The sequence below is a fragment of the Actinomycetota bacterium genome (assembly GCA_030018275.1).
GTDB lineage: Bacteria > Actinomycetota > Aquicultoria > Subteraquimicrobiales > Subteraquimicrobiaceae > Subteraquimicrobium.
The window spans coordinates 1-17,906 of sequence record JASEGB010000007.1 but is presented as its reverse complement, the minus strand read 5'-3'; the positions used below and the strand labels follow the sequence as shown (position 1 = coordinate 17,906).

Sequence of the window (17,906 nt, the reverse complement as noted above, 5' to 3'; positions counted from 1 at the left end):
CATGAACCACGACTGGCGAGATATCATTGAGAAATTTGTGAGAGCCTGTCGACTACTTCCCTTAATATCCAGTCCGGAGTGGACGCTCCAGCGGTGACCCCAACATGAGAATTTGTTTCAAACCAGGCGGGATTGAGCTCTTTAGCGGTTTCGATATGATGGGTTTGAGGATTTGTCTGCCGACAGATCTGCGCCAATCGTGAAGTATTGGCGCTGTTTTTACCACCTACAATGAGCATGATATCCACACGCTTTGCCAGTTCCCTGGCAACGGCTTGTCTCTTGATCGTAGCATCGCAAATGGTATTGAACACTTTAATCTCGGTCGCCCTTGTGAGCAATTCACCGACGACCAGTTTTAAATTCTCCTCGGGTTGGGTGGTTTGGACTACCACCCCAATCTTCTTTTTGCCCTTAAGAGATTCGAGATCGCTTGGTTTTTCCGCAACTAAAGCCTTGCCACCGGCATGAGCCAAAATTCCAATGACTTCCGGATGATCACGCTCACCCACTATCACCAATTCATATCCTTCCCTGACCAACTTTGAAGCTCGCTGTTGGGCTTTTTTAACGAAAGGACATGTGGCATCGACAATATGGATGCCCTTTTTCTTCGCCCCCGTAATAATTTGAGGGTCAACTCCATGAGACCGAATGATCATTGTTCCCTTTCTAATCTCATTCAAATTGGATGCGGGATATATCCCCTGCTCTTCCAAGGATTTAACCACCTGGGGATTATGGATGATTGGACCCAGAGTATAAATGGGCTTGGGGTAAGCACGAGCAGCTTGCCTTGCAAGCTTAAGAGCGCGCTCCACTCCATAGCAATAACCTGCGTGTTCTGCCAATTCAATTCTCACCCTAAACTCCCTTTTATCAAATCAGCGATGTGGCTCATTATGTAATTGGTCATATCCAAAATGCTCTCCTTAACCTTGAATTCCCCCCTATTTACATATATGGGTTTCCCTATCACCGCTCTGATTCGAGGGAATCTTGGAATATGCTTTCCGTCAGGAAGAATCTTATCGGTTCCAATGATGGCGATGGGGATCACCGGGACTCCGGTCTTAAGCGCCAAGATCGCTACTCCACTATGAGCGGGACCCAACTTCCCACGATGGCGCGTTCCCTCAGGGAAGAGTCCTACAACTTTCCCCCCTAGAAGGAGCTCAAGAGCCATTTGAAATGCCTTTTTATCGGATTTACCCCTACGCACGGGAAAAGCATTTAGCGCCCTTATAAGCCAATTCAGAATGGGTATCTTGAATAACTCCTCCTTAGCCATAAAATAAATCCTTCTGGGATAAGCGGCTAAACCAAGGACGATGGGATCAACATAACTCATGTGATTGGCAGCAATGATGAATGGTTCCGTTTTTGGAAGATTTTCTTTCCCGGACACGGAGAATCGATATAAAAACTTGAATAAAATTATAAATACCACATAAGCGAGGCTATAAAGCAATGCAATCTTCTCCCTTAAAAGTGGATTCAGCTCAGGAGCCCATATCACTTCTTCTCTTCTTCTCTTCCTTCGATATACCCAAGGATTTCATCGACCACTTGATCGATACTTTTTTCCGTGGTATCAATCAAGAGAGCATCGTAGGCTTTCGACAGTGGGCTCGCCAGCCTAGTGCTATCAATTTCGTCCCTGGTAATGATCTCCCGTTCCACTAAAGTTATATCCACCTTATGCCCCTTCTCCTCCAGCTCCCTTTTTCTTCTCCTCGCCCTCTCACTGGGAAAAGCGGTTAAAAATATCTTTACTTCTGCATCGGGAAAAACAACAGTTCCTATATCGCGCCCCTCCACTACAGCATCCTTTATGGCTAACGCGCGCTGCTCCTCAACCATAACCCGTCTTACCTCGGGCACTCTGGAGACGATGGAGACCGCACCGCCTACCTTCGGAGAGCGAATGCCTTCGGTCACATCGATATCATCGACGAATATCCTTTCCTCTATTCCCTCCTTTGGTCTGACGAAATGAATCTTCACCTGCTTTGCCAAAGCTACCAAAGCTTCCTCATCAAAAATATCAATCCTTTCCTGGAGAGCCTTCCAGGTTAGAGCACGATACATGGCTCCGGTATCTATATACCTGAGCCCAAGTTTTTGAGCAATTCGCTTGGCCACGGAGCTCTTTCCAGATGCAGCCGGACCATCAATGGCTATGATCATCTCACTCCCTCGCCTCAATTATATAGCCGCTCATGGGACGTGTCATCGGAAAACTATGGCGCGTCTGGGTATCGGTGATGAGAGATTGCATTGAGATTAATCGGCTTTGTGGTCAAGGGTTAGCAAATTAAATCCTTCAGGGCTTTTTCAAAGCCAGGGAAGGAGATATCGATGCACTCTGAACCTTCAATAATGGTGGTGCCTTCAGCAACCAAACCGGCTATACTCAAAGCCATAGCCATCCTATGATCACCATAACTCCCGCATACAGCCCCTTTAAGCTTCGTGGGTCCCTTGATAATGAATCCGTCATCAAGCTCTTCAATATCCGCTCCCAGCTTCCTTAAATTAGTGCAAGTAGCTGAGATCCTGTCGGTCTCCTTTACTCGCAACTCCTGCGCACCTTTAACCACGGTTATACCCTCAGCTTGTGTTGCAGCCACTGCTAGAACCGGGAGTTCATCTATAAGTCTGGGAATTATCTCTCCACCTATGGTTACCCCTGAGAGTTTACTGGATCTAACCAGGATATCAGCACGAGGTTCATTACTCTTCACGCAAAATTCCTTTAGCTCAATGTGCGCCCCCATCTTTTTTAATACCTCTAACGCTCCAGTTCGAGTGGGATTAACTCCCACACCCTGGATTATCAACTCAGATTGAGGAGTGATTAGGGCACCCACGGTCAAGAAGGCGGCGGATGATACATCCCCGGGGATATCGATCTCAACGGACTCAAGAGAGCTCTGACCTATAATTGAGTAAGTTGTACCATGAACATCAATATCAGCTTCCAGGAATTTTAACATTCGCTCCGTGTGATCCCTCGATTGGTGGAGCTCTGTAATAATGGTTTTCCCTTCAGCGAGAAGACCAGCGAGTAAGAGGCAGGTCTTAACCTGGGCGCTTGGAATGGGCATGGTATAAGTAATCCCGTGAAGGGACCGACCTAAAATAGCAATGGGAGCATAACCACCATTTCTCGCCCATATTTGGGCACCCATTTGGCGCAGAGGATCCATCACCCTAACCATGGGCCTTCTTCTTATCGATTGATCTCCAGTAAGCACCGAAAAGAAATTTTGACCAGCTAGAACACCCGGCAGAACACGCAATGTTGTGCCGGAGTTTCCTACATTCAGGACATCCTGAGGCTCTCTTAAACCGTGAAGACCCACTCCATGAATGATTAGACTGCCTGGTTTGAGAATCTCCACCCTAACATCGAGAGCTTGGATGCAAGCCAGTGTGGAGAGACAATCAGCGGCTGAAAGGAAATTGAGGATGGAGGTCTTTCCCGATGTCAAAGAGCCAATTATAAGAGCTCGATGAGAGATAGATTTGTCTCCGGGTACCTTAATTACCCCTCGAAGACCGCTTACCTTTGCTATTTTTAACTCCATTGCTACCTCTTAAGTTCAGCTATAAGCGTAAGCTGTAAGGATTAAGCTAACCCGACCATAGTGTTAACCCATCTTGTTAATAATACATCTAATCCTGTATCTTGAATTCTGAATCATATATCCTAACGCACTTCCCTATTATAAAGGCTTCTTATTGAAACCTCGTAGCCTTTGGCACGGAGAGCTTCAGCAACCTTTGAGGAATTTTCATCCCCGGCGATGACCAATTTTAAAATCCCCGAATATTCGGTAGAGGGAACGATTTCAATATTTTCAATGTTTATACCCATGCCACCGATGGTCACCGTAATATCACTTATCACCCCAGGCTTGTCGATCACGGGTATAGATAACTCGCGAAGTTGCGCAAGGTCCTTGTATACGAAGGAGGGAAGTCCCAGCCTGGTTTTACGGGCTTCCTCAAGCTTTTTAACCAGACCATCGCGATCCCTCTTTTTGATGAACCTTGAGAAATCCTCGATTTCCCGCTGGAATTCCTCTAAGGCTTCAAGAATTGCGGCATCATTTTCCAAACAAATATCGGACCAAATCTCTGGGCTACTCACAGCGATTCGGGTCATATCCCGAAAGCCCCCTGCGGCTAGTAGAAGAGGATTTTCCGTCTCGGTGGTCTGCTTAAGAGCAAAATCCACTAAGGTCGCTGAGAGAATATGTGGTAAGTGACTGATGGTTGCCAATATTTTATCGTGTTTATCGGGATCTATGGCCAAAATCAAGGCACCTATTTTTGTTAACAGGGAATGCAGGTGTTGAAAGGCGTTCATATTCGTGCGAGGAGTGGGGGTTAAAAGATAGTAGGCATTCTTGAATAAAGAAGCGCTGGCGGCTTGAACTCCCGTCCTTTCGGAACCCGTCATGGGATGACCGCCGATAAAATGAAGATACTTGGGGAGAAATGCTTCCACACCGTGAACGATGTTCGCTTTGGTACTCCCCACATCCGTTATGATGGTCCCCGATTCAAGATGGGGATAAATCTTTCGAACGATGTCCACAATGGATCCCACAGGCGTGGCTATGAAGATGATATTTGCATTCTTTACGCCTTCGATGTAGGAAGTCGCGCCCTTATCTATAGCTCCAACCTCAAGAGCTCGCGTTATCGTTTCCTTGTGTCGCGCAACTCCTACAATTAGGGGTGGTTCAGAAAGATTTTTAAAGGCTAAACCGAGGGAGCCCCCGATTAAACCCACCCCGATGATGGTAATTTGCTTAAAATCATTCATCCTCAATCAGACCTTCATCTTTTTCCCCAAAATCTTGGCTAAAGGCTTAATTTTCCTCATCATGTTGTTAAAGGCATCAAGGGTTAGAGACTGGGGTCCGTCACACAATGCTTCCTCCGGATGGGGATGGACTTCGACCATGATCCCATCGGCACCCACGGATAAAGCCGCCAGGCTTAAGGGTTCTATTAAATCGCTTCTTCCAGTGGCGTGACATGGATCTACCACTACGGGTAAGTGGCTTAAATTTTTAACGACGGGGACCGCGCTCAAATCTAGGGTATTCCTAGTATAGGTCTCAAAAGTTCTTATTCCTCTCTCGCAGAGGATGACATCCTCGTTACCCGCTTTGACGATGTATTCCGCAGCCATGAGAAGTTCCTCAATGGTATTGCTAAAACCTCTTTTGAGCAAAATGGGTTTGGGCTGTTCACCAACGGCTTTGAGGAGGAGGAAATTTTGCATATTGCGTGCACCTATTTGCAGAATATCCGCATATTCGGCCACTAAATCTATATCTCTGGTGTCCATGACTTCGGTAACTATGGGGAGACCGGTCTCACCCCGAGCTTTGGCCAAAATTTTTAACCCGTCTTCGCCTAGTCCCTGGAAGCTGTAAGGAGATGTGCGAGGTTTAAAGGCTCCCCCCCTGAGGATGGAAGCTCCTGCCCTCTTGACAGCTTTTGCCGTGATGAGCACCTGTTCCTCACTCTCCACCGAGCAAGGACCGGCGATGACCGTAAAAGACCCCCCGCCCATGCTGACTTCGTCTATTCTAATGATGGTGTCCTCAGGCTGGAACTCTCTACTCACCAGTTTGAAAGGCTTAAGTACGGGCATAACTTTGTCGACACCCGGAAAAGCGATGAGTGGTAGAAGAGCAACCTGATCCTCCTCGCCAATTACGCCAATGACCGTTCTGTACTTACCTCGAGAAATATCCGTCTCCACACCCACGCTCTTCAACTTCTCCACCACGTGATCGATTTGTTCCTGAGTTGCCCCCTTCTTCATGACCACTATCATATATGTCACCACCCTTATGTTTTATTCGATATTGATAAACCCTTAACCCATAACCCTTCAACCTTGAACCTTCAACGATTCTTTAACACTTCCTTAAGAGCTACAATAAACTCCTCATTCTCCCTCTGGGTTCCAATGGTTACCCTGAGGTAAGTATCATAGCCAAAAATATCTCCAGTTCTTACGATCGCTCCATGCGCAAGCAATTTCTTAAAAATCTCTTGAGAATCCCGCTCCACATTTACCCATATAAAATTGGCTTCGGTTGGAACATATTCCAAGCCCAGTCTTTCAAATTCCCCATAAAGATATCTTTTACCTTGGGCGTTCAAGCGCTTTCTTCTACTCACTTCATCCTGGCAATCGAGGCTGGCTAGAGCTGCAGCCTGTGCCAAGGCATTCACATTAAAGGGCTCCCTGATCTTGCTCACCGCCTCCACCAGAAAATCGGGAGCCACACCATAACCTATACGAAAACCAGCCAAACTGTATATCTTGGAAAAGGTGCGTAAAACGGCGACTAACTTCCCTTGGCGGAAATAATCAATTCCATTAGGATATCTTTCATCCTCAACATATTCAGAATAAGCTTCGTCGAATACGACCACTACCCCTTCCCGAATTTTCTCCAAAAATTCACTCACTTCGTCTTTAAATACTATGGTTCCCGTGGGATTGTTGGGATTGCAGATTATGATCATTTTAGTCTTTTTAGTCACGGCTTTGAGCATTGCAGGTAGGTCGTGTCTGAAATCTTTAAGGGGAATCTCCCTACAAATACCCCCCATCATCTTGGTCACCGTTGGATAAACGATGAAGGATGGTTTAGCAAATATCACTTCCTCGTCCGGATTTAATACGGCATTGGCGATTAGTCTGACGAGCTCGTTTGACCCATTGCCTATCATGATATTTAGCTCGGGAACATCAAGAAAAGAGGCCAACCTTTCCTTAAGAGCAGTGCAATTGGCATCAGGATATCTATTCAGACCACGGAGTATCCTTTCTACCGCAGCTATAGCTGGAGGAAATGGTGGATATGGAGACTCATTGGACGCTAATTTAATCACTTTCTTAAGCTTTAGTTCACGTTGAACTTCGGAAATTGGTTTTCCGGGTTTATATGGTTTTAACGCATCTAATTCAGGACGGCAAATATCATTCAATTTTATCTCCTCATATCGAAAAAGCCACCAAATTGTAGGAAAATTTTAGCATAAGCCGATTCAACCTCTCAAGAAGAGGCCAAACTAATCCCACCTCAAATGGCAGGTGTCATTGAGCAATGAAATTATGCCCTTCCCATCATAAAAATCAATAACATTGAGAGCGGCGCTATCCTGTTTTATCTTCCAAAAATTAGAAAAATCCAAACCCAGAATCTCGCAAATTACGACTCTGATCGGACCAGCGTGGGTGACCATAACGACTTTTCCCTTCATATTTTCAATAACTAGTTGCAAGCCTTCACTCACACGGCTTTTAAAGGAAGGTAATGACTCTCCTCCTGGAGGAAGACCTTCCTCACCCGCAGCCCATCTCTCCATAAATTGGGGGTAGTCCCTGTTTATCTCATCGTAAGTGAGTCCCTCCCACTCCCCATAGTTAATCTCATTCATTTGAGGAAGCACCTTGATCTCCAATCCATGAATATCGGCGATGGCTTGAGCGGTGGTGAGGGCTCGTTTTGAAGAACTGGAATAGATTGAATTCAAGGATTCTCCCCTAAGTCTCCGGGCTAAAGCTAAAGTCTGGTGTTTCCCTCTCTCAGTCAACCCTAAATCCGTGGAACCGAGATATTTCGATTCCACATTCCACTGGGTCTCGCCATGCCGAATGAGAAACAGCCGTAACACTGATTATCCCCTATTTGAGGTCGCTTGCTAGTGGCTAAATAATACCAAAATTGAAAGCAATATCCAAACCTCGGAAAGCTCCGTTATAGCCCCAAGCGTATCTCCGGTCATGCCCGAAATCCTTTTCGACATAAAGTGAGCGATGACCGTTGTGAACAACAACAGACCGGCGAAAATATGGATGGATCCAGATCCGAAACAGACTATGCCAATCAATAACGAGATTGATGAGGCAACGAAAAGCTCAAATGATTTGGTATTATCGATGAATATCTTCCCCAGACCATCCCCTCGAGCTGCGGGGTATAGAAAAGCGGCGTAAACCGTGGACCATCGCCCCAGCGAGGGCATGGTAATCAAAGCAAAGTTTTTGATCTCATTGGGAAGTGAGTCCAATAAAAGGAATTTAAGCAACAAAGTGAGAAACAAGGCGGTTGTCCCAAAGGTGCCTATCCGAGTATCCCTCATGATTTTCAGTATTTCGTCTTTCTGGCCGCCCACTAAAAAACCATCCGCACCGTCGGCCAATCCATCGAGATGAATCCCCCGAGTGAGGATGATTAATGAGATTACTAAGAGAAAATTTACCACTCGGTGCGGCAGAAAGTAGGAAAGGAGAAAATTGAATGCAACCAAAATTAAACCCAAAAGCAATCCAACCAATGGGAAAAATGTTGTGGATCTTCCCAGGCTTTTAAGATCCTGCCTTTTAGGCTCGGGAATTGGAAATATGGTTAAAAACTTCAAAGCGTGAAAGAATGAATTAATCATCGATTGATTCCGATACCCCAGCTTCACCGAAGGTAGCCATCTCGGACAAAATCTTACAGGCGGCCTCGACAATGCTTATCCCCAGGGCAGCTCCCGTTCCCTCACCCAAACGCATATCCATATAGAGCATGGGTTTTAAGCCCAATACATCGAGTATTATCTTGTGCCCCGGTTCCGCCGATACATGGGAGGCGATCATATATCCCACGGATTTTGGAGCAATTCTGCTGGCTATCAAAGCCGCAGCCCCGGAGATAAACCCGTCGATTACCACGGGTATCTTAAGAGCGGCTGCACCGAGGATACAACCGGCGAGTCCTCCAATCTCTAAGCCTCCTACCTTGGTCAAGACATCTAAGGGATCCTCGGGGTCGGGTTGATTTACCTCCAATGCCTCCTCAATGGCCTTGATCTTCAAACCCAATCTATGGTCATCAATGCCGGTACCTCTGCCAACGACTTTTTCCACGGGAAGACCGGTGAAAGCCGCCAATATAGCACTACTGGGGGTGGTGTTGCCTGTTCCCATATCCCCGGTACCGAGGATGCTAACGCCTTTCTCCAATTCATCCTGGACGATTCTTATTCCCGCCTCAATGGAGGCGATTGCCTCACCCTTCAACATCGCAGGTCCTTGGGCAATATTCGCAGTACCAGCTCTTATCTTTTGCGAGATGACTTGAGGGTTATTGATGCTACTTGCTACCCCAATGTCCACGACGATTACCCTGGCACCGACGTGTCTAGCTAGGACATTGATACCGGCTCCTCCTTCGATGAAATTGTAGACCATTTGTGCGGTTACCTCTTGAGGGTAAGCACTCACTCCCCCTTCCACCACCCCGTGGTCTCCGGCCATAACCACGATGACCTTATCAGCAATTTTTGGTAATGGATTGCCCATTATGCCCGCAATTTTAATTGATATTTCTTCTAAAGCTCCCAAACTGCCCCTTGGTTTGGTCAATTGATCCTGCCTTTCCCTGGCCAGACGCATTACCTCCTCGTCCAAATCACCGATTGCTTCAAGCGTCCGCTCTAATCTGTACATTCTTAACCCCCCGTTCAACGAAAAATTTGTTCGAGATTGGTATAATTACTAGACTTTTCTCTAAAGTGGGTGGGCTAAGGAGGCGACTGTGCAGCCGACTGTTAAGCGAGCGAGGTTCGAAGAGCTGCGGCAAATTGCGTGGCCCCCGAAGGGGGTGCGGATAGCAATTTCGCACTCTGAGAACCGAGGGAGTAGGGAGGCAAACCGGAGCCTCTAGTCCACCCATCTTTGGATAATCCTGCGTTAAACTATGAACTTAATATCTCCTTAAGAGCATCGATCAATTTTTCGTTCTCCTCGCGAGTTCGAATCGCCAAGCGGATAAACCCCTTGCCAAGGCCTCGGAAGGATTCACAATCGCGGATTAAAAGGCGCCTCCTCGCCAACTCGTTCTGAAGTTTCTTTGAATCCCAAACCCAATGCTTGATCTCCACCAGCATGAAATTTGCCTGCGGGGGATAGGGTTTAAGACCATTTATCCCCGACAAAGCCATGAACAGATGGTGCCCATTCTCCCGAATTTTGATCCTACTTCGCTTCATGAACTCGATATCCCTAAGAGCAGAAACGCCGGCGACCTGAGCAAAACAGTTTATATTCCACGGATTTTTGATGAAATTCAATTCACCCACGAACCTGGAATTCGCCACGGCATATCCCACTCTCAAGCCAGCCAAAGCAAAAAACTTCGTTAACGAACCCAGCACAAAAATGTTCTCTCTCTTTTCTACTTCCCTGATCAGAGAGAATCTCTCTCTTTCCTCGACGAAGTCCATATAAGCTTCATCCAAGATGAATACGACCTTGAGTTCATCTGCTCTTTCCAAAATCTGGAGTAAATCCTCCTTCGCAAATAGATTTCCCGTGGGATTGTTGGGATTACAAAGGAAAACCATTTGCACCCTCGGAAGAACTTCCAAAATCTCGTTGATGTGGATGGTAAAGCCATCTTCCTTCTCGAGCCGAATGTGAATTACCTCTCCGCCTACGGCTTTGATAGCTAATTCGTACTCGCAGAATGTGGGAGCGGGAATTATTGCAAATCGAGGACGAAAATAATTGGTCAAAAGGTAAATCAGTTCCACAGATCCGTTACCCAAAATTATGCTACTAGGCTTGACCGAAAGGTACTCCGCCAAAGCCTCCTTCAACCCCCTGGACTCGTGATCCGGATAATGAGCAACCTCAGATAAATTCTCTCTAATGCTCTCAAAGACTGAAGGCGGAGGACCAAAGGGATTGATATTGGCACTGAAATCGATTAATTGGTCAAGCGAGTGACCATGAGCCCAAGCGACTTCCAATCTGTTTCCACCATGTTCCCTCTTAAATCCCTTCATCGAAACCTCCAAAACATTGCACTGCCACTACCCAACGGCCAAATAAATGACTGCTCCCAATAATAGTGAAAGGAAGGTAACCATATATAGGATCGCCGTTGCCTCGCGTATATGCTTAAGCGAAATTTCCACTTTTGCATTTCCCATAAAGGGACGAAAATTGGATATACCTTGATAAAAGTTCACTCCACCCAGCCGGACGCCGAGGGCCCCCGCCATAGCCGCTTCCGGGATGCCGGCATTCGGACTCAAATGCTTTCTCGAATCTCGAAGCATTATCAAGGCGCAGGATCGAGCATCCTTACCCAAAAGCAGACAGGCGATGGGAAATAAAAATCCGGTTATTCGAGCGGGAATGAAATTTGCCAGATCATCAAGCCTAGCTGAAGACCAACCAAATCTGCGATAGTCATCGTTTCCATAACCCACCATGGAATCCAAGGTATTTATCGCTTTATAGGCGATGGCCAAGGCAGGACCCCCCAGAAATGCATAAAATAACGGAGCTATAACCCCATCGGTGATATTTTCGGCCACGCTTTCAACCGTGGCCCGAAGGATCTCCTTCTCACCGAGGTTTTCCGTATCCCTCCCCACGAGGTGAGATAGACGCTTCCGAGCAGCGTCCAAATCCTTTGATAACAAATGACTCACACAAATCGCCTCTCTGGATAAATCCTTGGTGGCCAATACTGTGTAAAGCAGGTAAATTTCTATGATCACCTTTAGCCAGTTTGAAATCTGATTGGTCAAAATGAGAACTAGAAGAGCAACCACGTAAGCAATTGAAACAACGGTGAAGGTGAGGAAAAAACCCGCAAGGTACTCCCCCTTGCCTCGAGCAAACTTCCGCAACAATCCTTCAAACGAGGTGATTAGCCTCCCCATTGCCTTGACCGGATGTGGCACTCTGGGAGGATCGCCCAAAAGTAAATCCAAAAGAAAAGCCAAAATTATCTTCCCGACCATGTATCATCAATCCTCAAAACTCTATTCCTTTTCTTCCCTTTATCCCCCTATCAAAGGGGTGCTTTATCTTCTTCATCTCGGTCGCCAAATCGGCTTTGGCAATGAGAGCCTCCGTAGCTCCCCTGCCAGTTAAAATGAGCTCAAGATGTTGAGGCTTCTTATCCAAGAGAGTAAATATCTCCTCTTTGGTCAGGAACCCATCACGCAAGGCTACATTTATTTCGTCCAAAATCAGTAGATCATATTCTTCCCCCTCAAAAATCTCTTGGATAAAACGGAGAGCCTTTAAACAATCCTCCCGCACCTCTTTGAAATCCACATCACAAAAATGTGGATGTTTTGGTGCAAAGCGGAAAATGTCTATCCTCAAATTTCTTAGAACCTTGAGCTCGCCATAATCCAAATCGGGATCCTTAAAAAAACTCGCCATACCGACCTTGAATTCGTGCCCCAGGGCCCTCATCGCCTGACCAATGGCAGCGGTTGTCTTGCCCTTGCCATCACCGGTATAGATTTGAATCAACCCCCGTTTTAACTTCACCGTCGCTCCTTTCTAAATTTTGTTCTGCATTATTTGGGAACAAGCTCCAAAAACCAATGTTTACCCTCTAAAACCTTTTCTCCAACAGTAAACCCAACAGGGTTTTTAAAAATAGGTCCAGCATAAACAAAGGTATGGTATTCGCCCTTTTCACCGCAGAGGTCGATATTCCCCAAGGCTTTCAACTCTTCTATAAACCCTTTATTTATTTCTCGTCCAAGCCATTCTTTACCTAAAAAATCAGCATTAGTAGCCACGACTATGGCTTTAAAACCCACTTGGATAAATTCCTCAAGCAATTCTTCTCTTCTCTCTTTCCATAATGGCAATATTGGCCTTATGCCTATTTCTTTACAAACCCTTTCCACCCACTCTCTGTGCTCTTGAAGGTCAATATCACCAAATACGCCAGCCCGGATATCTTCCTTTTTAAAATCAGACATCGCTTTTTTGAATTCCTCTTCGTAATTCTCCCAAGCGATCTTTCTCTGGACAATAGGGATTCCTATTGCTCTTGCTTGTAGTCGTAGTAGAGTCGAGCTAACCCCATGGGAACGGGAATGTTTGCCATCTTTAGAAATCATATTTAAAAGATAAGCGACTTTAACATCCTGCTTTTGCATTACCTTATAGCAGGAAAGAGAAGTTTCTTTTCCGCCACTCCAGGAAGTAAAAACTTTCATTTCACCTACCCTTCTCACCGCGTAGGTGATAATGGTATCCACAAATCTTACAATGAAGACCATCTGTTTTTATCCCTGCCCCACAACCGGGACAACCTCTTTCATCATCTTTGGGTTTAGGAATCTCTCCGATTACTTCTCTGTATATTTTGTAGTAATAAAAGTGTTCTTTATTTATGAATTTTACAGAGGAATTCTCTTTGAATTCTTCGTCGGATACCTTATCGGAAATAATCTGGCGAAGCTTATTCATGCCCGAGCCGTATTCTAAAGGTCTCTTGCTCTGCCAGATAATATCTTGGGGTAGAACATCCTCAAAGGCTTTACGCAAAATCCATTTCCCCCAGACTTTACCATTACATTTTCTTATTTTTAAATTAGCCGGTATCTTTAAAGAAAAATCTATAATCTCCTTATCCATAAAAGGCTGAATTATCTTAACTCCCAGAAACTTGCCAATATCATTAGAGCTGAAACTCATCCTTTTTGAAATCCTCAGAATATAACTTTCTAAATCATCTATATCTTTCATAAACGAATATCCGCCAAATAATTCATCGCTCCCATCACCGGTAGCAACTATATCTATATCTAAATTCTTGGCTAACTCAAGACCAAAGTACACTGCCAAATCATTAGGAATAGCAGGGTCAAAAGATTTCAATATTTTTATTACCTTAGGGATACTTTCTATTGCTTCGTCAACATCCACCTTCCTGTGGAAATATTCTATATTGAGAAACTTTGCTAATGACCTGGAATAATGGATATCCTCTGCATCGGATTCTAAACTTACTGTAATACCTGAGACCTTTGGTTTAATGACCGCTAAAATGGATGTATCCAGTCCCCCTGAAAAAAGTAAACCTTTATAAGAGCTCCTTTCTATCGTGCCGGAAAGAACCTTCCTTAGATTTTTAATGATCTCGTTCATATCGCCCAAAAGTCATGCAGCTCCTTCGCTATGCTCAGAACGGACTCCACAATCCCTTTGAGATTCCTCGCTTTGCTCGGAATGACACTTTGTGTCAAATTGCTTCGCCTCCGGCTCGCAATGACATAAAAAATGGAACTTTTATTTCAATCTCCACGGTATACCGGCTACTAAAAGATAAACCTCATCTGAAGCTTCAGCTATGAACTGGTTTACCTTGCCCAAGAGATCCCGATAGATCCTTCCCAGGGGATATGGCGGCACAATGCCCATCCCAACCTCGTTGGAGATGAAGATTACTGTAGAATTGATATCCCGGATGTTTTCCACTAAATCCTTGATGCTTTTCAGAATCGTCTTCTCGGGTTGGGATTCCAGCAAATTGGAAACGTAAAGGGTCAAACAATCAACCAGCATGACATCAGCCTCGTCACCATATTCGCATATCGTCGCGGCCAAATCCGAATCCACCTCCACCGTCCTCCAGTTTGAGGGTCTTCCCCTTCTATGCTCCTCAATTCGCTGGAGCATCTCATCGTCAATGTTTCTTCCGGTCGCAAGATAAACGACCCTATCGCCTAGCTCAGCGGCTAATTCCTCAGCATATGTGCTCTTCCCACTCCGAGCTCCTCCCAGAATCAAAATGAGTTTAGCCACGATGCTCACCCGCCCTCCTCTCGATCAAGGTCAAAACCTCGGAAAGACCTCGACCGACCAGAGCACCTTTCTCCTTAAGTACCTTTACCATCCGTTCAGCCTCGCCACCCGTATAGTCCCGCTCACCGATCTCCGTCTCCTCCATCAATATCACGGGAATGCCCCTGTTTAGAGCTTCTTCAGCGGCGTGTAAATTCCCGATATTTCCGGGACCAAAGGGAATATTAGTCACTACGACCAGGTCGGATTGAAAGATCAAATCCAAATTGCGCCGGTACGCCTCATCCGTTATCCCAGAGAAGGGAGCTTCAGCAACTATGGGGATTTCAAGTGAATTGGCCACCTCTTCATCGGAATCCAAGACATTGAGCACCCCCGCCGAGACCCAGAAGTTACGATTCTTGAGCTCCCTCATCAAAAGAGCGCCCGTTCCATCCCCACAGATTAAATGCACCTTTAGTGACCCAACTGCTGAAACCCTCTTTAGTTTCGGAAGCAGTGTAACATACAGCTTTTTGGTCAGCGGGTGTCGATTTACCAGCACATCCGCATTAAAAACCCTTTTGATATTCTCCACAGTGAGGACCTCTTCCGGCGGACCGAGAACATCTATTCTCCCTTGATTTAAGAGAACCAGACTCCGGCAGTACTCAGCGGCCATGTTGAGGTCGTGAAAGACTGAAATCACGGTTAAACCATCCCCATTCAAACCCTTCACCAAATCCATGATCTCCAATTGATGATTTATATCCAAGTGAGAAGTGGGTTCATCCAGTAGAAGAATGCAGGGTTCCTGAGCCAAAGCCTGAGCGATAATGACCCTCTGTTTCTCGCCCCCACTTAAGCTGGTTATGGATCTTTCTGCCAAATGCCAGGTGTTGGTCTTCTCCATCGCCGCCCTGGCGATACTCAAATCATCGTAGCCCTCGGTCTCAAACCTTCCCAAATAAGGAGACCTTCCCATTAGCACGATGTCCAGAGCTGTAAATGCAAAGGCAATCGATGTTTCCTGAGGGACAACGGCTAAATTCCGGGCGATGAAACGGGGGCTAAGCCGTTGAATGTCCTCACCGTCGAGATAAACCACACCCGATTTCGGCTTGAGCGTCCGGCTGATCACCTTAAGGAACGTGGACTTCCCGCTCCCGTTGGGACCCACAATGCCAATGAAGTCGCCCTTCTGGATGGATAAGTTTATCCTCTCCAAGACCTGTCGATCTCCATAAAAGCAATCCATATTTTGAACATCCAGGGTAACATGGGTCATAAGAAATCCCCTCACACGAGCGATTTTTCCCTCCGCAAGAGGAAGATAAAGAAGGGTGCTCCAAATAAAGCGGTGACGATTCCAACGGGTATTTCCATGGGAGCCAGCAACAGCCTAGCCAGGGTATCGGCAATTATGAGAAAAATTGATCCAACCAAAGCTGAGCAGGGTAAAAGAACACGGTGATCTGGTCCGGTGATTAGACGCACTATGTGGGGCACCATCAAACCTATGAAACCTATCAGCCCACTCACTGAAACGGCGGCGGCGGTTATCAAGGATCCTAGGGCGAGCATCTCCTTCTTGAAGCCTTCCACCCCGATTCCCAACTGCTGAGCCTTCTCCTCCCCCAATAAGATGAGATTCAAATCGCGAGCGAAGAGGGGGATAAAGAGGAGTCCCGGGAGAATGAAGGGTAGAATCATCTTCACATGGTTCCAATTTCTGGCACCTAAACCCCCCATCAACCAGAAGACGACGGAATGCAAATCCTCCCCACCCAGAACCATGAGCAGAGAGGTGATAGCTGAAATGAATGACCCCACGGCGATGCCCGACAAAAGCAGTGCCGTGACCGGAACCACAGGTCCCACCCTAGCTATTTGGTAAACGATGATTACCGTTATCAAGGCACCAAGAAAGGCCATTATGGGCACAGTGGAAAGTCCAATTAAACTGAAACCAATCTTAAAGATTATGGCCAGGGTGGCGCCGAGCGCAGCCCCCGAGGATACCCCTATAATACATGGATCGGCCATGGGATTCTTGAACAAAGCTTGAAAAATGACCCCAGCCACGGCCAGAGAAGTACCAATTAATGCGGCTAAAATCAGGCGAGGTAGACGTATCTTAAAGAATATCGTCTCCAAAGCGAGAGACCAATCTCTACTCCCCACCAAAGAGCTCACGATTGGAATTCTGCTCAGTAACATCTTGGTGACCACCCTGATGGAAATAGAAACCGCTCCCAGCGAAGCCGCCACGACTAGCACGGAGATTAGTACCCCCACGAGCAACAGGAGAAGACCCGCTCGATTGTATCCAGCTTTTAAAACCGGTGATTCGATGACCTCTCCCCTTGCCTGTCGCCCGCCTACTCGACGGGCAGGGCAGACACGATTAGACGATGCACTCCACTTCATATCTCAACCCTTCATCTCCCTTAAGACAGGTTACATGGTGCAAATACTTCCTGGCTACTTCAACCGCCTCTTCAACCTCCTCCGGAGTTGGTCTCCTCCAAGGATTTCCAGCCACGGGAATGTATCCATCGATTCTATAGGGAATATTGGAATCAACCGCGGAAATAAATCTGGCAATCTCCTCAATCTCCTCGACATCTATATAATGAGGAATGAAAATGCTCTCTGCTCTCAAAGCCACCCCCGCTCTGTGCAGTTGTCTAAAGTTCCTTAACACTTCTTGATTGGGCTTCCCCGTGAAATCCCGATGTAAAGTCCCGGTTATCGCCTTTATGCTCACCTGGATTTCGTCGACTCCCTCCAAGGGAGGAAACAGATAGCCATTAGTGAGAAGGATATTATGGGTATTGAGCCTTTTCTCCAACACCTTGGCCAATTTTGGAAACTCTGGATCGATTGTGGGTTCCCCACCTAAGAAAGTAACTCCCTCCGGCTTGAAGTCCTCTAAGATTCCCACAACCTCTTCAAACTTCAAAAAGCCACTAAAGTCTGCAACTTGTTGGCTCAGGTGAATATCCCCCAACTCCTCCCGACGTATACAACCCTTGCAACCAAAGTTACAACCCCAAAAGTAGACATAAGCCACTTTTACAGCCGGAGCGAAGGTTATGTGATAGACATTCATTGGTAATCTCTCCTGAAGGACTACCTATAACGAGCAGTCCTTAAAATTACTTAGGTGATTCCCACCTAACTGGTACTGTGATATGATATCTTTATGCTTGATAACCAGGCAATATCCCTGGCAACTAGTCTGCCAAAAAGTAGA

General features: G+C 46.2%; 19 protein-coding genes. All 19 read right to left on the bottom strand.

Annotated features, from left to right (window positions below; genetic code table 11):
- Positions 1-23: 23 nt before the first annotated feature.
- Positions 24-863 (bottom strand): 4-hydroxy-3-methylbut-2-enyl diphosphate reductase, encoded by an 840-nt coding sequence (locus QMD66_04000; GenBank protein ID MDI6822017.1) that lies wholly within the window; start codon positions 861-863, stop codon positions 24-26.
- Positions 860-1,519 (bottom strand): lysophospholipid acyltransferase family protein, encoded by a 660-nt coding sequence (locus QMD66_03995; protein ID MDI6822016.1) that lies wholly within the window; start codon positions 1,517-1,519, stop codon positions 860-862. The genes QMD66_04000 and QMD66_03995 overlap by 4 nt, the downstream gene beginning before the upstream one ends.
- Entirely contained in the window at positions 1,516-2,190 is a 675-nt protein-coding gene (gene cmk / locus QMD66_03990) for a (d)CMP kinase (protein MDI6822015.1), read from the bottom strand. Before cmk ends, QMD66_03995 begins: the two co-directional genes overlap by 4 nt.
- 119 nt (positions 2,191-2,309) lie before the next feature.
- On the bottom strand, positions 2,310-3,593 hold the full coding sequence (gene aroA / locus QMD66_03985) for a 3-phosphoshikimate 1-carboxyvinyltransferase (protein ID MDI6822014.1): 1,284 nt from the start codon (positions 3,591-3,593) through the stop codon (positions 2,310-2,312).
- Between the two features lie 122 nt (positions 3,594-3,715).
- Positions 3,716-4,840 carry a prephenate dehydrogenase gene (locus tag QMD66_03980; protein MDI6822013.1) on the bottom strand — a complete coding sequence of 375 codons (1,125 nt, stop codon included), beginning with the start codon at positions 4,838-4,840 and terminating at the stop codon, positions 3,716-3,718.
- 6 nt (positions 4,841-4,846) lie between these two features.
- Positions 4,847-5,866 carry a 3-deoxy-7-phosphoheptulonate synthase gene (gene aroF, locus QMD66_03975; GenBank protein MDI6822012.1) on the bottom strand — a complete coding sequence of 340 codons (1,020 nt, stop codon included), beginning with the start codon at positions 5,864-5,866 and terminating at the stop codon, positions 4,847-4,849.
- Positions 5,867-5,937: 71 nt separating this feature from the next.
- Complete coding sequence (gene hisC / locus QMD66_03970; protein MDI6822011.1) at positions 5,938-7,032, bottom strand: histidinol-phosphate transaminase; 1,095 nt, start codon at positions 7,030-7,032, stop codon at positions 5,938-5,940.
- 84 nt (positions 7,033-7,116) lie between these two features.
- On the bottom strand, positions 7,117-7,722 hold the full coding sequence (locus tag QMD66_03965) for a histidine phosphatase family protein (GenBank protein MDI6822010.1): 606 nt from the start codon (positions 7,720-7,722) through the stop codon (positions 7,117-7,119).
- A gap of 27 nt (positions 7,723-7,749) precedes the next feature.
- Complete coding sequence (gene cobS, locus QMD66_03960; GenBank protein ID MDI6822009.1) at positions 7,750-8,493, bottom strand: adenosylcobinamide-GDP ribazoletransferase; 744 nt, start codon at positions 8,491-8,493, stop codon at positions 7,750-7,752.
- Positions 8,486-9,544, bottom strand: coding sequence for a nicotinate-nucleotide--dimethylbenzimidazole phosphoribosyltransferase (gene cobT, locus QMD66_03955; GenBank protein ID MDI6822008.1), 1,059 nt, complete (start codon positions 9,542-9,544; stop codon positions 8,486-8,488). The genes cobS and cobT overlap by 8 nt, the downstream gene beginning before the upstream one ends.
- Positions 9,545-9,792: 248 nt before the next feature.
- Positions 9,793-10,884, bottom strand: a complete 1,092-nt coding sequence (cobD, locus tag QMD66_03950; protein MDI6822007.1) for a threonine-phosphate decarboxylase CobD — start codon at positions 10,882-10,884, stop codon at positions 9,793-9,795.
- 27 nt (positions 10,885-10,911) lie between these two features.
- Complete coding sequence (gene cbiB / locus QMD66_03945) at positions 10,912-11,853, bottom strand: adenosylcobinamide-phosphate synthase CbiB (protein MDI6822006.1); 942 nt, start codon at positions 11,851-11,853, stop codon at positions 10,912-10,914.
- 13 nt (positions 11,854-11,866) lie between these two features.
- Entirely contained in the window at positions 11,867-12,394 is a 528-nt protein-coding gene (locus QMD66_03940; GenBank protein MDI6822005.1) for a cob(I)yrinic acid a,c-diamide adenosyltransferase, read from the bottom strand.
- A 29-nt stretch (positions 12,395-12,423) separates the two neighbouring features.
- On the bottom strand, positions 12,424-13,077 hold the full coding sequence (locus QMD66_03935; protein ID MDI6822004.1) for a diphthine--ammonia ligase: 654 nt from the start codon (positions 13,075-13,077) through the stop codon (positions 12,424-12,426).
- Between the two features lies 1 nt (position 13,078).
- Positions 13,079-14,011 carry an asparagine synthase-related protein gene (locus QMD66_03930; protein MDI6822003.1) on the bottom strand — a complete coding sequence of 311 codons (933 nt, stop codon included), beginning with the start codon at positions 14,009-14,011 and terminating at the stop codon, positions 13,079-13,081.
- Between the two features lie 141 nt (positions 14,012-14,152).
- Positions 14,153-14,668, bottom strand: a complete 516-nt coding sequence (cobU, locus tag QMD66_03925; protein ID MDI6822002.1) for a bifunctional adenosylcobinamide kinase/adenosylcobinamide-phosphate guanylyltransferase — start codon at positions 14,666-14,668, stop codon at positions 14,153-14,155.
- Positions 14,661-15,950 carry a heme ABC transporter ATP-binding protein gene (locus tag QMD66_03920; GenBank protein MDI6822001.1) on the bottom strand — a complete coding sequence of 430 codons (1,290 nt, stop codon included), beginning with the start codon at positions 15,948-15,950 and terminating at the stop codon, positions 14,661-14,663. Before QMD66_03920 ends, cobU begins: the two co-directional genes overlap by 8 nt.
- Positions 15,947-17,077 (bottom strand): iron chelate uptake ABC transporter family permease subunit, encoded by a 1,131-nt coding sequence (locus QMD66_03915; GenBank protein ID MDI6822000.1) that lies wholly within the window; start codon positions 17,075-17,077, stop codon positions 15,947-15,949. Before QMD66_03915 ends, QMD66_03920 begins: the two co-directional genes overlap by 4 nt.
- Positions 17,055-17,762, bottom strand: a complete 708-nt coding sequence (locus QMD66_03910; GenBank protein ID MDI6821999.1) for a radical SAM protein — start codon at positions 17,760-17,762, stop codon at positions 17,055-17,057. Before QMD66_03910 ends, QMD66_03915 begins: the two co-directional genes overlap by 23 nt.
- Positions 17,763-17,906 lie beyond the last annotated feature (144 nt).

Bases quoted from the DNA above. Each gene is read 5' to 3' on its own strand.
- QMD66_03910 (MDI6821999.1), bottom strand. From the start codon at position 17,762: ATGAATGTCTATCACATAACCTTCGCTCCGGCTGTAAAAGTGGCTTAT.
- cmk (MDI6822015.1), bottom strand. From the start codon at position 2,190: ATGATCATAGCCATTGATGGTCCGGCTGCATCTGGAAAGAGCTCCGTG.
- QMD66_03935 (MDI6822004.1), bottom strand. From the start codon at position 13,077: ATGAAAGTTTTTACTTCCTGGAGTGGCGGAAAAGAAACTTCTCTTTCC.
- cobD (MDI6822007.1), bottom strand. From the start codon at position 10,884: ATGAAGGGATTTAAGAGGGAACATGGTGGAAACAGATTGGAAGTCGCT.
- QMD66_03915 (MDI6822000.1), bottom strand. From the start codon at position 17,077: ATGAAGTGGAGTGCATCGTCTAATCGTGTCTGCCCTGCCCGTCGAGTA.
- aroF (MDI6822012.1), bottom strand. From the start codon at position 5,866: ATGATAGTGGTCATGAAGAAGGGGGCAACTCAGGAACAAATCGATCAC.
- QMD66_03980 (MDI6822013.1), bottom strand. From the start codon at position 4,840: ATGAATGATTTTAAGCAAATTACCATCATCGGGGTGGGTTTAATCGGG.
- aroA (MDI6822014.1), bottom strand. From the start codon at position 3,593: ATGGAGTTAAAAATAGCAAAGGTAAGCGGTCTTCGAGGGGTAATTAAG.
- cobS (MDI6822009.1), bottom strand. From the start codon at position 8,493: ATGATTAATTCATTCTTTCACGCTTTGAAGTTTTTAACCATATTTCCA.
- QMD66_03930 (MDI6822003.1), bottom strand. From the start codon at position 14,011: ATGAACGAGATCATTAAAAATCTAAGGAAGGTTCTTTCCGGCACGATA.
- cobT (MDI6822008.1), bottom strand. From the start codon at position 9,544: ATGTACAGATTAGAGCGGACGCTTGAAGCAATCGGTGATTTGGACGAG.
- cbiB (MDI6822006.1), bottom strand. From the start codon at position 11,853: ATGGTCGGGAAGATAATTTTGGCTTTTCTTTTGGATTTACTTTTGGGC.